We start from the raw sequence: 15,348 nt of genomic DNA, 5'->3' as shown, positions 1-15,348 counted from the left end.
GCGGCCTGTCGCTGACGGCGGCCCGGGTGACCCGCCTTCCCGGTACCCCCCGTTTTCCTTGAAAAGCACGGGAGCGGCCGCCCCTGGCGCCCCGCCCCGGGAATGACCCGTGCGCCGGACAACCGGACGGCCTCCGTGCCGTCATGCCCTGCCACGACGGCCCCTTGCCCTAGCCACAGGGCCCCGCTGCGGCGGGGCCAGCCCAGGAGATACCATGCATATCAGACAAGCCCGTCCCGACGACCTGCCTGCCATCGCCGCCCTGGAAGCACGCGGCTTTCCCCCTGCCGAAGCCGCATCGCCGGAAAGCTTTGCGGCCCGTTTTGCCGTCTTTCCCCACTGCTTTTTCGTGGCCGAGGACGCGGGCGTCATCGTGGGCCATATCAACGGCTGCATGACCGATTTCACCACCTGCCGGGACGAGCTCTATCACGATGCCTCCCTGCACCGGGAGGAGGCCCCGCATCAGGCCGTCTTCGGCCTGGTGGTGGATCCGCAGCGGCAGCATCAGGGCATCGGCGCGGCCCTGGTGCGCCATTTTCTGGAAGCGGCCCGGCAGCGGGGCAAGGCGGACGTGGTCCTCACCTGCAAGGAGGGGCTGATCCCCTTCTACAGCTCGCTGGGCTTCCGGCTGCTGGGACGATCCGCCAGCCGGCACGGCCGGGCCTGCTGGTATGACATGCGCTGCCCCCTGGAACGGCCCTAGCCGGCCGGGCAGCCGCATGACGAAAACGTTGCGCACGGAATGAATCTTGCTTACTGTCGGCCCCCGTATCGTTACACTACGCAACACGCAGTGAGGTTTCTATGAGCGTACGCAAAAAAATGGGCCTGCCCCTGCAGATGGGCATCGGCATGGTTTTGGGCATACTGGTGGGCACGCTGGCCCCCGGGATGGGCATCAGCGCCGCCTTCTTCAAACCCTTCGGCGACCTGTTCATCAATCTCGTCCGCATGGTCGTCGTGCCGCTGGTGCTGGCCACCCTGGTCTCCGGCGCCGCCAGCGTGGGCGATGTGGGCCGTCTGGGCCGGGTCGCCGCCAAGACCCTGGTCTTCTATTTCGCCACCACGGCCCTGGCCGTGGCCATCGGCCTTGTCCTGGGCAACATCTTCCAGCCCGGTGTGGGCCTCGACCTTTCCACCGCCAACCTGAGCGCCAGGGAAGTGGCCGCGCCTTCGCTGGTGGAAGTGCTCATGGGCATCGTGCCCCTGAACCCCGTGGATGCCCTGGCCAAGGGCAACATCCTGCAGATCATCTTCTTCGCCGTGCTGGTGGGCATGGCCATCAGCCTGTGCGGCGACAAGGCCAGGCCCGCCGCGGCCTTCTTCGATGCCATGAGCGAAGTCATGATCCGCGTCACCAGCATGGTCATGCTCTACGCGCCCATCGGCGTTTTTGCCCTCATGGCCTACACCGTGTCCAACCACGGGCTGGAAGTGCTGCTGCCGCTCATCAAGCTCATCGGCATCATGTACCTGGGCTGCCTGATCCACGTCATCATCACCTACCTGCCCTGCATCCGCTACGCCGGTCTCCGGCCCGGCACCTTCTTCCGCGGCCTGAGCGCGCCGCTGCTCACCAGCTTCACCACCTGTTCCAGCGCCGCCGCCCTGTCCACCAACCTGACCAGCGTGCAGAAACTGGGCGCCTCCCGCAGCGTCGCCAGCTTCTCCATCCCGCTGGGCAACACCATCAACATGGACGGCACGGCCATCTACATGGGCATCGTGACCATCTTTGCCGCCGAGATCTACGGCATGCCCCTGCCGCTCGACCAGCAGGTCTCGGTGCTGCTCATCGCCCTGCTGGCCAGCGTGGGCACCATGGGCGTGCCCGGAGCGGCCCTGATCATGCTCTCCATGATCTTCACCCATGTGGGCATCCCGCTGGAAGCCATCGCCCTGGTGGCCGGCATCGACCGTATCATGGACATGGCCCGCACCACCATCAACGTGCTGGGCGACGCCACCGCGGCCATCTTCATCTCCCGCACGGAAAACGACTTCGATCCCCGGCGGGGCGCCGCCCTGCAGGACGAATAGGTCCCGCCGCACAGGGACGTTCCGGGAAGGGGCCGGTCCCGCCATGCGGGGCGCCTCTCCCGGATGCCCCTTCCCCGCCACCTCCCCGCCGGCGGCACGGCCGCGCGGACGGCGGCAGAAGGCGCCGCACGCCTCCCCTGCCCCTGTTCCCGCCCTGCCGCGCCCGGCGGGATCTTTTGCAACCGCTTTCCGGGCACGCGGCCGGACCTGCGCATCTTCCGCCGTCCCTGACCGGCCAGGACGGTCAGCACCCGCGGCATCCCGGCAAAGGAGCATCCCATGGAACTGAGGACCCTCCGCTATTTTCTGGCCGTCGCCCAGGCAAGGACCATCTCCGCGGCCGCCGAGGCCCTGCACGTCACCCAGCCCACCCTGTCCCGGCAGATGCAGGAGCTGGAGGAGGAACTGGGCAAGACGCTCTTCCTGCGCGGCAAACGGAGCATCACCCTGACGGAGGAGGGCACGTTTTTCCGCAAGCGGGCACAGGAGGTCATCAGCCTGCTGGCAAAGACCACGGCGGAACTCAGGGCACCGGAAGCGCTGCTGAGCGGAGACATCCACATCGGCGGCGGCGAGACCGACGCCATGCGCCTCATCGCCCGGGCCGCGCGCCGCATGCGGCAGGACCACCCGCAGGTGACCTTCCACATCTTCAGCGGCAATGCCGAGGACGTCATGGAAAAGATCGACCGGGATCTGGTGGATTTCGGCCTTTTCATCGAGCCCGTGGATCTTTCGGGCTACGAGTTCTTCCGCCTGCCGGTCAAGGACCGCTGGGGCGTCCTCATGCGCAAGGACGCGCCGCTGGCAGCCCGGCCATCCGTCGCCCCTGCGGACCTGCGCGGCCTGCCCCTGCTGGTCTCCCGGCAGAACATGGTCAACAACGAGGTCGCGGGCTGGCTGGGGGCAGCACACGATGCCCTGCAGGTGGTGGCCACCTACAACCTGCTCTACAGTGCGTCGATCATGGTCGAGGAAGGCATGGGCTATGCCCTCTGCCTGGACAGGATCATCCGCCTGCCGGAAGACGGCCCGCTCTGCTTCCGCCCCCTGCGCCCGGGCATGGAAGTGGGCCTGAACGTGGCCTGGAAAAAACAGCAGCTCTTCTCCAAACCGGCCAGGGTCTTCCTGGACTATCTGAAAGCCTCGCTCTGGGGAGGACCCGCCCCAGAGGACACGGCACAGGACGGCCCCGCCACGGCATAGGGCCCTGCCGCAGGGCGTGGGACGCCGCAGGCCCGTGGCCATGCCCGTCCCGCACCAGCCCGGCACGGGCGGCGCGCCGGGCAACGGCCGCTGCCGCCACGGGCACGACGGCGGGAATATCCCGCACAGGACAGGGATGCCGCAGGACGTCCGGGCAGACAGGCCTGGCAGGACGGGCGATCGGGGAAAGAGCGGGCAATTCCGCCGGGGACGACAGGCGCCGTCACGGCAGAAAGAGGACACGGGACGACGGACATGGAGGATACGACCCGCCGCACGCCTGCCGCAGGGGACGGCACGGAGAGGCGGCCTCACATGGCCATGAAAGGACAGGCCCGAAAACCGGACTACAGCGAGACCAGGCCCAGACGGATGGCCATCTTGGTCAGCTCGTTGATGGAGCCGGCGCGCAGCTTGGTCAGCACGCTGTATTTGTGGGTCTCCACGGTCTTGGGGCTGATGTTGAGGGCGTCCCCTATCTGGCGGACGCTGTAGCCGTCGGCCAGCAGGCGGAAGATCTCCTTCTCGCGCGGCGAAAGCGTGCCGATGTCCGGCCCGCTCCCGGCGGTGCTGAGGCGCTGCCGGTTCTGGCGCATGAGGGCCGCCATGCAGCCGCCGGGGTCCGCGCAGCTGAGAAAGACCTCTCCCTGCCGCACGGTATCGATGGCCTGGAGCAGGACGGAGGGCGGATCGCTTTTGCAGACATGGCCCATGATGCCCAGCTGGATGAGCTCCAGCAGGTGGCGCTGGTCCTCGTGGCCGGTATAGATGAGGATGCGCGTCTCGGGACGGATCTGGAGGATGGCGCGGCTGGCTTCCACGCCGTTCATGCCCGGCATGGAGATGTCCATGATGACCAGGTCGGGAGACAGGGTGGCGGCCAGGCCCACGGCTTCCTTGCCGTCGGGGGCCATGCCGGCCACACGCAAATGGCTGTGGGGGGCCAGCAGGCTGCGGATGCCCTCCATGAGCAATTTGTGATCGTCCACCAGCAGGATGCGGCAAACGTCGTGCATGGCTACCTGCCTTTGCGTTGTGCGGGCAGGCCTAGAAAAGGAACATGGTGGCCAGCCCGAGGAAGATGAAGAAGCCCGCGCCGTCTGTGATGGTGGTCAGGAAGATGCTGGAGGCCTGGGCCGGGTCTCGTCCCAGGGCCCGGAAAATGAGGGGGATGGAACCGCCGGCCACCGCACCCAGCATCATGTCGCACAGCAGCGCACCAGCCATGACCATACCCACCAGCGGGTTGCCTGTGAAGCCCCAGGCGCCGCACAGGGCCAGTATGGACATGAAAAGCCCCGTGACCAGACCGATCTTGGCCTCGCGCAGCACGGCCATCCAGGCCTTCTTGGGCTCGAAGCGGTCCGTGGCCAGCTGCCGGATCATGACGGCCAGGGCCTGCTGGCCGGTGTTCCCGGCCTGGTTGGCCACCATGGGCATGAGCACGGCCAGGGCGGCCATCTGGGCGATGGAGCCCTCGAACATGTAGACCACCGATGCTGAGAGCGCCGAATTGACCATGTTCACCACCAGCCAGGGCAGGCGCTTGCGCACGCTCTCCTTCCAGGGGGTGTCCACGCTTTCTTCGGGGTCGGCGCCCACCATGCCCAGCATGTCGGCGCTGGCCTCTTCGTGCATGATGTCCATGATGTCGTCATAGGTCACCACGCCCATGATGTGCCCCTCGTAATCCACGACGGGCATGGCAAGATAGTTGTAGTGCGACAGCAGGTTGGCCACTTCGCCCTTGTCCATGTCATAGGGCACGGAGACCACGCTCTGCCCCGCCACGGCATCGCCCACGATGGTCCCGGGCCGGGCCAGCATCAGGTCGCGCAGCGAAAGCACCCCCACCAGCTTGTCGTTCCTGTCCACCACATAGGCGTAGTAGGGGCTCTCCTTGTCCTCCATCTCGCTGCGGATGTGGGTGATGGCCTCGTCGGCCGTCATGTTCTCTTCCAGCAGGATCAGCTCGGTGTTCATGACACCGGCCGCGGAGTCGGGGTCGAAGTTCAGCAGGTTGCGCAGCTCTTCCGAATCTTCGCGCGTCAGCTTGCCCAGCAGGACGTCGCGGTGTTCCTCGTCCAGCTCGTCCAGCACGTCGGCGGCGTCGTCGGGCTCCATCTCGGCGATGATCTGGGCGGCCACGTCGGCATCCAGATTTTCCAGCACGTCCACGGCCACGCTGCCTTCCAGCTCGGCCAGGGCCTCGGCGGCGTCCTCCGTGGGCATGTGGCGCAGGGCACAGACCTGCTTTTCCAGGCTCAGGTTCTCCAGATGGTCGGCAAGGTCGGCGGGATGGACGAACTCCGTCTCGTCCCCCAGCTCGCGGCAGGCCTCGGGTATGCTGATGCCATGTCCTTCCGCCATCCCGTCGTCTTCGGGGATCGGGTTCGCCGTCTGCGGCCGGTCGTCCGCGGTCTGGATCTTCTTTTGTTCACTCATGGCAGTCAGCTCCCTCGTCTGTACGCGTGCCGGGCCTCGGCCTTCCCGGCGGACTTCTTCCACAACACGGCGGCATCCTACCGCATCTTCGTGACAAAAAGAATGCTTTTTTGCCGCTCCGTTGTGAAAAAGCTCTCAAACTTGACGCGCCCCAACGGGCCATTTATCACTATGTAATGCCGTGCTTATGCGCAGGGCTTACCATGCACACCATAGACGGGACAAGAAGAATGTTCACACCCTGGAGCACGTTTTTTTCCGACGAAGGCCGGCGCTACCTGCGCCGCTCCATAGAACTGGCCCTGGACGAGGACGGCCCCGACCTGACCGCCCAAGGCCTTTTTGCCGCTGACGCGCCCATGCGCGCCGTCATCCGCGCCAAGGAAGACACCCGCGTGGTGGGCCTGCCCGTCATCCACGACGTTTTTGAAGCCATGAACGCCCATCCGCATGTGGAGCTGCTGGTGGAGGAAGCCTCCACCGTCCCGGCCATGACCGAAGTCGCCCGCATGGAAGGCCCGGCCATCGCGCTGCTCAAGGCCGAGCGGATCATCCTCAATTTCATCACCCACCTTTCGGGCATCGCCAACCTCACGGCCCGCTATGTGCATGAGCTGGAAGGCACCGGGGTCCGCCTGCTGGATACCCGCAAGACCACGCCCTGCCTGCGCTGGCCCGAAAAATACGCCGTCCAGGCCGGTGGCGGCTGCAACCACCGCAAGAACCTGGTGGAGATGCTCATGCTCAAGGACAACCACATCGACGCCGCCGGTTCCATCACCCGCGCCGTGGCCCGCCTGCGCGAGGTCTACTCCCCCTGTCCGCCCATCGAGGTGGAGTGCCGCACCCTCGACCATGTGCGCGAGGCCGTGGCCGCCGGGGCCGACCGCATCATGATGGACAACATGGGCGCGCCCCTGCTGGGCCAGGCCCTGGCGCTGGTGCCCGCCCGCATCGAGGCCGAAGTGAGCGGCGGCGTGACCCTGGAGACCATCCGCGGCATCGCCCTCACCGGTCCCCGGCATCCCGATTTCATTTCCGTGGGCCGCCTGACGCATTCCGCCGTGGCTGCCGACTTCAGCATGACCCTGGCCAACGCCTGATCATCCCCAACCCAAAAGGAAACCATGTCTCGATCCACCGAGGCCATTACGGCCATCAAACAGGAAATGAGCGACCGCCTGTGCATCATGGGGCATCATTACCAGCACGATGATGTGGTGCGGCATTGTGATGTGACCGGGGACTCCCTGGAACTGGCCCGCCGCATCGAAGGCATCGATGCCGAACATATCGTGTTCTGCGGCGTGTATTTCATGGGCGAATCCGCGGCCCTGCTGGCCAAACCCGGCCAGAGCGTGCATCTGCCCGCCTGGGACGCCAACTGCATGATGTCGCTCATGACGCCGGCCGGGCTCGCCCGCACCGTGCTGCTGCAGCTGCAGGCCACCGGGCGCAGGGTCGTGCCCCTGGCCTATGTGAACACCACCCTGGCCCTCAAGGCCGTGGTGGGCGAATTCGGCGGGGCCGTCTGCACCTCGGCCAATGCCCGCACCATGCTGGCCTGGGCCCTGGAAAAAGCCGGGCCCGACGGCGCCGTGCTCTTTCTGCCCGACAAGCACCTGGGCCGCAACACGGGCCTGCAGCTGGGCCTGGGCCCCGGGGACTGGCATGTGCTGCGCCTGAGCGGGAAAAAGGGGCTGGCCGACAGCGAACGCCTGCCCGGCAGCGCCGCCACCGGCCGCCGCCTGCTGCTCTGGCCGGGCTGCTGCGCCATCCACGGCCGCCTGCGCCCCGAAAGCGTGCAGGCCGCCCGGGCCGCCCATCCCGGTTGCCGCGTGCTGGCCCATCCCGAATGCCGTCCCGAGCTCATCGGCCTGTGCGACGGCGCCGGCTCCACCTCCTATCTCATCAAGGAAGCGGAAAAGGCCGCCGGCGAAGGCGGCACCCTGATCATCGGCACGGAGACCAACCTTGTCCACCGCCTGCGTGACCGTTTCGCCGGGCGCTGCCGCATCGAGCCCCTGGCGCCCGCCATCTGCCCCGACATGGCCAAGGTCACGGAAGAAAACCTGCTGGCCTGCCTGCAAGGCGTCGTGGCCGGCACGGCCCCCGTCATGACATTGCAGGACGAGCAGCTGGCGCCCGCCCGGGCATCCCTGACCCGCATGCTCCAGGTATGCGCGGCCCAACGCTAGCGCAAGAAACAAGGAGTCAAGATGAGCTCGACACGTCGCCACGTCACCATCCTGATCATCGGTTCCGGCATCGCCGGTTGCACTGCCGCCCTTACCCTGGCCGATGCCGGGCGTGACGTGCTGCTCATCAACGCCGGTCCCGACCTGGATGACGGCAATACCCCCCTGGCCCAGGGCGGCATCATCTACAAGGCCGCGGACACCCCCCGTGATGCCGAGGCCCGTGCCCTGGAACACGATATCCTCGTGGCGGGCCACCGGTACAACAACAACCGCGCCGTGCGCTTCCTCTGCCGCCAGGGCCCCGATTGCGTGGACAGCATGCTCATCGACCGGGCCCAGGTGGACTTTGACCGCAACGAGGACGGCACCTACAACCTCACCCGTGAAGGCGGCCACGGCGCCCACCGCATCCTCCACAAGGCCGACTATTCCGGCCGCGCCCTCATGGACGGCCTGGCCGCCCAGGTGAAGATCCACCCGCGCATCACCTGCCTGCACAACCATTCGGCCATCGACCTGCTGACCACCCACCACCACGCCAAGAACTCCCAGTACCGCTACAGCGTCACCAACCGCTGCCTGGGCGCCTACGTGCTCAATGCCGAGACCGGCGAGCCCGAGACCATCCTGGCCGACTGGACCGTCCTGGCCACCGGCGGCGTGGGGCAGGTCTTCCTGCACTCCACCAACGCCCCCGGCTGTGTGGGGGCGGGCATCTCCATGGCCTTCCGCGCCGGTGTGGAGCTGGCCAACCTGGAATTCATGCAGTTCCACCCCACGGCCCTGTATGAGGAACGCAGCTACCGCCGCCCGCTCATCACCGAGGCCATGCGCGGCGAAGGCGCCCGCCTGCTGGACGACAGGGGCGAGGCCTTCATGCTCCGCCACGACAAGCGCGGCGACCTGGCCCCCCGTGACGTGGTGGCCCAGGCCATGGTGGAAGAGATGCTGCGCCGGGGCGTGCCCTGCCTGTACCTCGACGTGAGCGGCGTCAAGCAGGACCTGCCCACGCGCTTCCCCACGGTCTTCGAGCAGTGCCTCGAGATCGGCATCGACATCCGCAAGGAGCCCATCCCCGTGGTGCCCGCGGCCCACTACTTCTGCGGCGGCATCCTTACCGACACCTTCGGCCGCACGTCCATGCCCGGCCTGTACGCCATCGGCGAATGCGCCTGCACCGGCCTGCACGGCGCCAACCGTCTGGCCAGCACTTCCCTGCTGGAAGCCGCCGTCTGGGGCCGGAGCTGCGGCCAGCATCTGGCGCGCATCACGGCCTCCGGCCGCGAAGCCATCCCCCGCGCCCTGGCGGCCGCCATCCCCGACTGGCGCCACGAAGGCAACGAACACCACGACGACCCCGCCCTGGTGGCCCAGGACTGGGCCAACATCCGCAACACCATGTGGAACTATGTGGGCATCTCGCGCTCCAAGGCCCGCCTGCGCCGGGCGTTTGAAGACATGCGCGACCTGGTGCGCCACATCCACGACTTCTACAAGGGCACGCGCATCTCCAAGCCGCTGGTGGACCTTTTCCACGGTTCCCAGACGGCCTACGTCATCACCCAGGCCGCCATGCGCAACAAGAACAGCATCGGCTGCCACCACCGCGTGGACTAGCCCCCCCTTCCCTGCCGGCAAAGCGCCGTGACCTCCGGGCCACGGCGCTTCCTGTTTTCCGCGTCGCCCCGGGCATTTTTCCTGTACAAGCCGCCGGAGCCCGGCTATTTTGAAAAAGCCCCGGCCTCACAGGGGCCATCCATTTTTTGCCCAAGGAACTACTGCCATGTCGAAAACAGCCAAAGGCCTGCTGGCCGCGCTCATCATCTGTGTCCTCGCCGTCATGGGGGGACTGTTTGCCTGCAAGCCCCTGGTGGAGCAGGCCGTGCGGGACGCCCTGCGCACTATCAACCCTGACGCCACCATCTGCAGCGTGGAGACGGTGGACATCAATCCCCTGGGCTTCACCCTGAAACTCGGCAACGTCCATCTTTCCGACCAGCGCACATACGACACGGTCCTGAAAGAAATCTCCATGACGCTCAGCCCCCGCCTCGTCCTGGCCTGCGTGCCCTTCCTGCGGGACAGCATCCTGCCCGCCGCAGGGGACGCGCCCCTGTTCTCCAGCGCCACGGGGCGTGATCTCATCGAGAAGTCTCTGATACCGGGGGATTCCGTGACCTGCACAGTGGAGGGCCTCAGCTCCGGTCCTGTGGCCATGGATGCCGCCGTGCTCAAGCGTCTGCTGAACGGGCAGCAGGTGCCCGAGGGCGAACTCATGATCGCCCTCATCGCGGAAAAGGTCACCTACGGGCCCGTCCGCATCAGCAGCACGGCCCCCGAGGCGCAGATGCAGAGCTCCGTCGCCGCCGTCAGCATCGAAGGCGTGGACCGCCGCACCTGGAAGCGTGTGACCCTGGATGCCACCGAGGTCGCCATCCTGTCCGAAGGCGCGCTCAGGATGGGCAAGCTGGAGATCCGCGACATCTTTCTGCCCGACGCCGACTGGTTCGGGCGTTTCCTCAGCCTGATCCGCCGCAGCGGCGATATCGGGATCGACGCATTCGAGCCCCAGCTCGAAACCCTGATCCTGGACGCCGTGCGGCCCCGGAAGGATGCCGCCGGCAAGCAGATGATGACCAGGCCCCTCTTCGGCCGGCTGGCTCTCAAGGACGTGGACCTTATCGAATCCTCCGGCAGGAAGGACGAGAACCTGTTCCATGCCGGCGATATGCGGTTCGACTGGCTGGGGCTCGCTCCCCATCATTTCAAGAGCAGCCTGACCTGCGACTTTTCCACCAGGCCCCTCCGCGCGATGCTCGCCATCCCGGGCAAGGAGCGCATCACCCTCAAGTGGCAGGACGATACCCTGGAAAAGACGGGCGCCGCCGGTGAAGGCTGCCTGCGCCAGACGGGCCGCCTGAGCCTGGAAGGCCTGGCCGATCTGGACTATGCCTACAACTTCTTCAGTACAGACCCGAGCATGATGGATGCCGCCATCTCCGACCTGTCGCTGGATCTGCACGACCACGGCCTGACGGCCGTCCTGGCCTACAATATCGATCCCCGTCCCGAGGCCGTGGAAGCCATGATGCCCCTGCTGGGCGCCTCTCTGGGCAGCGATCTCAATGATCCCGGGGATGCGGAAGCCATCCAGACCTTCCTGGCCCGCCCCGGCAGCCTGTCCATCCGCAGCGAGGACCCGGCCCGGGTCATGCCCTGGATCCAGTTCCTCGATGCCGCCGCCCTGGGCCGCATGCTGGCATTCACCGCGACGCCCGGTGAAAAGTCCCTGCCGGAGCAGATGAAGGCCCTTATGGCCCACTAGGTCCTGACCGGCCGCAGGGGCCCGCCGCTCCTTGGGCCCTGCCCTGACGGACAGGAACGCTCCCTTCGGGGAGCGTTCCTTTTTTTCGTGCCCGCGGCAGACGGCGCAGCACCGTCCGGGACCGGACAGGTCACCCCGTCCCGCGGCCCGCAGGGCACAGGGGCATCATGGTGCTGGCGGAAAATCCTTTTTTCAGCCATAGTCATCTGTGCGGCATCGGACAGGATGCCTCCTGCCCGCGCTGCCAAACTTTTTTGTCCACCGGGAGTTACCATGAAGACACTTTGGCTGAAAAAAGGGGAAGACCGCCGCATCCGTGCCGGCCACCTGTGGATTTTCAGCAACGAGATAGACAGCGCCCGAAGTCCCCTGCCCGACTTCGGGCCCGGCGAGAACGCCACCCTGCGCGACGCGCGCGGGGCCGTGCTGGGCAGCGTCTTCGTCAACCCGCACTCGCTCATCTGCGCCCGCCTCTACAGCCGCAAGGCCGACCTGCCCCTGGACGCGGACCTGCTGCGCCAGCGCCTGCAAAGCGCCCTGGGCCTGCGCCAGCGCCTTTACAACCAGCCCTGGTACCGCCTTTGCCACGGTGAGGGCGACCTGCTGCCCGGCCTGGTCATGGACCGTTTCGGCGACCATCTCACCGTGCAGGTGGGCACCTGGGGCATGGAAGCCCGCAAGGAAGAACTGCGCGAGGTGCTGGGCGAGCTTTTGCAGCCCCGCTCCATCCTCTGGGACAACGACATCGCCGCCCGCTCGCTGGAAGGCCTGCCCCGCGAGAACGAGAGCGAGGGCCCCGTGCCCGACGTGCTGGACGTGCCGGAAAACGGCTGCATCTTCCGGGCCCCCCTGCAGGGCGGCCAGAAGACCGGCTGGTTCTATGACCAGCGCCGCAACCGCCGCGAGGCCGCCCGCTACGCCGCGGGCGCCGACGTGCTGGACATCTTCTGCTACGCCGGCGGTTTCGGCGGCACGGCCGCCGCTGCCGGGGCCCGTTCCGTGACCTTCCTGGACGCCTCACCGCAGGCCCTGGCCCTGGCCACGGAGAACGCGGCCCGCAACGCGCCCGAACTGGCCCGCACCAAGGCCATCGAAGGCCTGTGCGGCGATGCCTTCGAACGTCTGGCCGAGCTGGACGCCCAGGGCCGCCGCTTCTCGCTCATCTGCCTCGATCCGCCCGCCTTCATCAAGCGCCGCAAGGACTTTGCCCAGGGCCTGGCCGCCTACCGCAAGATCAATGCCCTGGCCATGCAGCTCTTGACGCCGGGCGGTGTCTTTGTAAGCTGTTCCTGTTCACACCACCTGCCCGCCGAGTCCCTGCGTTCCTGCGTGCAGCAGGCCGCCGCCCGCCGCAAGTGGCAGGCCCGCATCCTCTATGCGGGCGGACAGGGTGCGGACCATCCCGTGCATGCCGCCATGCCCGAGACGGCCTATCTCAAATGTTTCATCGCGCATCTGCTGCCGTAAGCGGCGCATAAAGGACGCATCATGCTCAACAAAAAACGCCTCCTGACCCCCGGCCCCACGCCCCTGCCCGAAGAAGTCCGCCTTGCCCTGGCCCAGGACATGATCCACCACCGCAAGAGCCGGTTCAAGGAAATCATGCAGCGCGTGCAGGGCCACCTGCGCGAGCTTTTCGGCACCACGCAGCCCGTCCTGCCCCTGTCCTGCTCCGGCAGCGGCGCCATGACCGCCGCCGTCTACAACCTGTTCGCCCCCGGTGAGAAGGTGCTGGTGGCCGAAGCCGGCAAGTTCGGCGAACGCTGGGTGGAGATCGCCCGCTCCCGCGGCCTGGAATGCACCGTGCTGTCCGCCCCCTGGGGCCGGGCCGTCAAGGCCGGGGACGTGGCCGCCGCCCTGGACGCCGATCCCGACATCCGCGGCGTGCTGATCCAGATGTCCGAGACCTCCACCGGCGTGCTCCATCCCGTGCGCGAAGTGGCGGCCGTCACCCGCACCCGCAACGTGCTCTGCGTGGTGGACGGCATCTCCGGTGTCAGCCTCTCCCCCTGCCCCATGGACCAGTGGGGCGTGGACTGCCTGGTCACCGGCTCCCAGAAGGGCCTGATGCTGCCCCCCGGCCTGGCCCTGCTGGCCCTTTCCGCCCGCGCCTGGGACAAGGCCGAAAAGACCGGCACCGGCTGCTTTTATTTCGACCTGTGCCGCGAACGCGACAACGTGCTCAAGAACCAGACCCGCTTCACCACGCCCGTGAACCTTATCGTGGGCCTGGACGTGAGCCTGAAGATGCTGCTGGCCGGCGGCCTGGATGCCGTCTACCGCAAGCAGTGGGCCCTGACCCTGTTCACCCGTGCCGCCGTCAGGGCCATGGGCCTGGAGCTGCTGGCGCCCGAGAACTTTGCCTGGGGCATCACCAGCGTGCTGCTGCCCGAAGGTGTGGACGGCAACGAGGTCCTGCGCCTGGCTGCCGAAAAGCACGGCGTCTACATGGCCGGCGGGCAGGACCAGCTCAAGGGCCGCATCGTGCGCATCGGCCACATGGGCTGGGTGGACTGGGCCGACGTGGCCGCGGGCCTCTACGCCCTGGACCGCAGCATCGTGGACGCCGGCGGCTACATCGGCGCGCGCAACTACCTCGAACAGGGCCTGGCCGTGTACCGTGCCGCCCTCGACGTGGCGCCCGGCACGCCCGTGAGCTGCCCCGCCGTCCGATAGATCACAGCAGCGGCCGCTGCGGCGGCCGCACCGCTTCCGGGGCCGCCGGACGGCCCCCGGAGCGCATCAGCAGGAGAACAGCATGAGTCAGAACCAATGCGGCTGCGGCGGCAAGGGCCCCCTGCCGGAAGTGACCTTCTCCACCTTCGTCCTTTCCCTGGCGTCCGCCGCCCTCGTGCATCTGGGCGAGGTGGCCGACCCCGAGACCGGCCGGACCAGCCGGCAGCCGGAACTTGCCCGGCACAGCATCAGCATGCTGGAGATGCTGCATGAAAAGACCACCAAGGGGCTGGACGAACAGGAGCGCAAGATGCTGGAGAGCATCCTTTACGAATTGCGCATGAAATACGTCATCAAATGCGGCCCGGACAGCAAATAAAGGAGAGGGAGATGAAGATATTCAAAGTGGGTCTTGTGGGCGTCACCGGGTACACCGGCATGGAACTGGCCCGGCTGCTGGCCAGCCACCCCCGCATGAAACTGGAGATGGCCTGTTCCCGCACCGAATCCGGCCTGCGCCTGGGCGAGTTCTATCCCTTCCTCGAAGGCCTGCCCGGCTCCGATGTGGTCATCAGCATCTTCGACGCCAGGGAAGCCGCCCGCCGCTGCGACCTGGTCTTCCTGGCCGTGCCCCACGGCAAGGCCATGGAGATGGCCGGGGAACTGCTGGAAGCCGGGACCCGCGTCATCGACCTTTCCGCCGACTTCCGCCTGCGTGATGTCGATGTCTATGAAGACTGGTATGTGCCCCACACCCGCCGCGAGCTGCTGCCCGAGGCCGTCTACGGCCTGCCCGAGCTCTACGCCGCCGAGACCGCCAGGGCCCGCCTGGTGGCCAACCCCGGCTGCTATCCCTCGTCGGCCATCCTGGGCCTGTACGCCGCCTTCAAGCACGGCCTGATCTCGCCGGACAACATCGTCATCGACTCCAAGTCCGGCACCTCCGGCGCGGGCCGCAAGCCCGTGGTGCCCTCCCTGTTCTGCGAGGTCTACGACACCTTCCGGGCCTACGGCCTGGGCAAGCACCGCCACACCCCCGAGATCGAACAGGAATACAGCCGCGCCGCCGGCTGCGACGTGCGCGTCTCCTTCAACCCGCATCTGGTGCCCATGGTGCGCGGCATCCTGTCCACCATCTACACCACCCTGCGCAAGCCCGGCACCACCCTGGACGAGGTCCACGCCGCCTATTGCGAGACCTGGGCCCAGAGCCCCTGGGTCCGCGTGCTGCCCAAGGGCAAGCTGCCCGAGACGCGCTTCGTGCGCGGCAGCATGTTCTGCGACCTCGGCCTGGTGGTGGACCCGCGTACCAACCGCCTCATCGTGGTCTCGGCCATCGACAACCTCTGCCGCGGCGCCTCCGGCCAGGCCCTGGCCAATGCCAACCTCATGTGCGGCCTGCCCGTGGACTGCGGCCTCAACGCCGCGCCCATGCTGCCCTAGCCGAGGCCT

13 protein-coding genes are annotated in these 15,348 nt (G+C 67.2%); 11 read left to right on the top strand and 2 right to left on the bottom strand.

From position 1 onward, the window contains the following. Positions 1–214: 214 nt before the first annotated feature. From DESPIGER_RS00515 to DESPIGER_RS00505, 3 genes are all read left to right on the top strand, one after another. Entirely contained in the window at positions 215–706 is a 492-nt protein-coding gene (locus DESPIGER_RS00515) for a GNAT family N-acetyltransferase (protein ID WP_072331648.1), read from the top strand. A 101-nt stretch (positions 707–807) separates the two neighbouring features. Next, positions 808–2,043, top strand: coding sequence for a dicarboxylate/amino acid:cation symporter (locus tag DESPIGER_RS00510; protein ID WP_072331645.1), 1,236 nt, complete (start codon positions 808–810; stop codon positions 2,041–2,043). Positions 2,044–2,322: 279 nt separating this feature from the next. Then, positions 2,323–3,249: a LysR family transcriptional regulator gene (locus DESPIGER_RS00505; protein WP_072331642.1), complete on the top strand. Its 927-nt coding sequence runs from the start codon at positions 2,323–2,325 to the stop codon at positions 3,247–3,249. Between the two features lie 347 nt (positions 3,250–3,596). Here DESPIGER_RS00505 and DESPIGER_RS00500 read toward each other — a convergent pair whose 3' ends face one another. Together DESPIGER_RS00500 and mgtE are read right to left on the bottom strand one after the other, a co-directional pair. Then, complete coding sequence (locus DESPIGER_RS00500) at positions 3,597–4,265, bottom strand: response regulator (RefSeq protein WP_072331639.1); 669 nt, start codon at positions 4,263–4,265, stop codon at positions 3,597–3,599. A 31-nt stretch (positions 4,266–4,296) separates the two neighbouring features. Beyond that, positions 4,297–5,694: a magnesium transporter gene (mgtE, locus tag DESPIGER_RS00495; RefSeq protein ID WP_072331636.1), complete on the bottom strand. Its 1,398-nt coding sequence runs from the start codon at positions 5,692–5,694 to the stop codon at positions 4,297–4,299. Between the two features lie 230 nt (positions 5,695–5,924). On the opposite strand from mgtE, the gene nadC reads away from it, so the two are divergent. The 8 genes from nadC (at position 5,925) to argC (ending at position 15,339) form a co-directional block, all read left to right on the top strand. Then, complete coding sequence (gene nadC, locus DESPIGER_RS00490; protein WP_072331633.1) at positions 5,925–6,797, top strand: carboxylating nicotinate-nucleotide diphosphorylase; 873 nt, start codon at positions 5,925–5,927, stop codon at positions 6,795–6,797. A gap of 24 nt (positions 6,798–6,821) precedes the next feature. Then, entirely contained in the window at positions 6,822–7,892 is a 1,071-nt protein-coding gene (gene nadA, locus DESPIGER_RS00485) for a quinolinate synthase NadA (protein WP_072331630.1), read from the top strand. A gap of 21 nt (positions 7,893–7,913) precedes the next feature. Next, entirely contained in the window at positions 7,914–9,512 is a 1,599-nt protein-coding gene (nadB, locus tag DESPIGER_RS00480; protein WP_072331627.1) for an L-aspartate oxidase, read from the top strand. A gap of 166 nt (positions 9,513–9,678) precedes the next feature. After that, positions 9,679–11,220 (top strand): hypothetical protein, encoded by a 1,542-nt coding sequence (locus DESPIGER_RS00475; protein WP_072331624.1) that lies wholly within the window; start codon positions 9,679–9,681, stop codon positions 11,218–11,220. Between the two features lie 273 nt (positions 11,221–11,493). Further along, complete coding sequence (locus tag DESPIGER_RS00470; RefSeq protein ID WP_072331621.1) at positions 11,494–12,687, top strand: class I SAM-dependent rRNA methyltransferase; 1,194 nt, start codon at positions 11,494–11,496, stop codon at positions 12,685–12,687. 21 nt (positions 12,688–12,708) lie between these two features. Beyond that, positions 12,709–13,896, top strand: coding sequence for a pyridoxal-phosphate-dependent aminotransferase family protein (locus DESPIGER_RS00465; RefSeq protein WP_072331617.1), 1,188 nt, complete (start codon positions 12,709–12,711; stop codon positions 13,894–13,896). An 82-nt stretch (positions 13,897–13,978) separates the two neighbouring features. Further along, positions 13,979–14,275, top strand: a complete 297-nt coding sequence (locus DESPIGER_RS00460; RefSeq protein ID WP_072331615.1) for a DUF1844 domain-containing protein — start codon at positions 13,979–13,981, stop codon at positions 14,273–14,275. A gap of 11 nt (positions 14,276–14,286) precedes the next feature. Continuing rightward, entirely contained in the window at positions 14,287–15,339 is a 1,053-nt protein-coding gene (argC, locus tag DESPIGER_RS00455; protein ID WP_072331612.1) for an N-acetyl-gamma-glutamyl-phosphate reductase, read from the top strand. The last annotated feature ends 9 nt before the right edge of the window (positions 15,340–15,348 follow it).

The organism is Desulfovibrio piger, assembly GCF_900116045.1.
Taxonomy (GTDB): domain Bacteria; phylum Desulfobacterota; class Desulfovibrionia; order Desulfovibrionales; family Desulfovibrionaceae; genus Desulfovibrio; species Desulfovibrio piger_A.
This window is presented reverse-complemented; position numbering and strand designations above follow the sequence as displayed.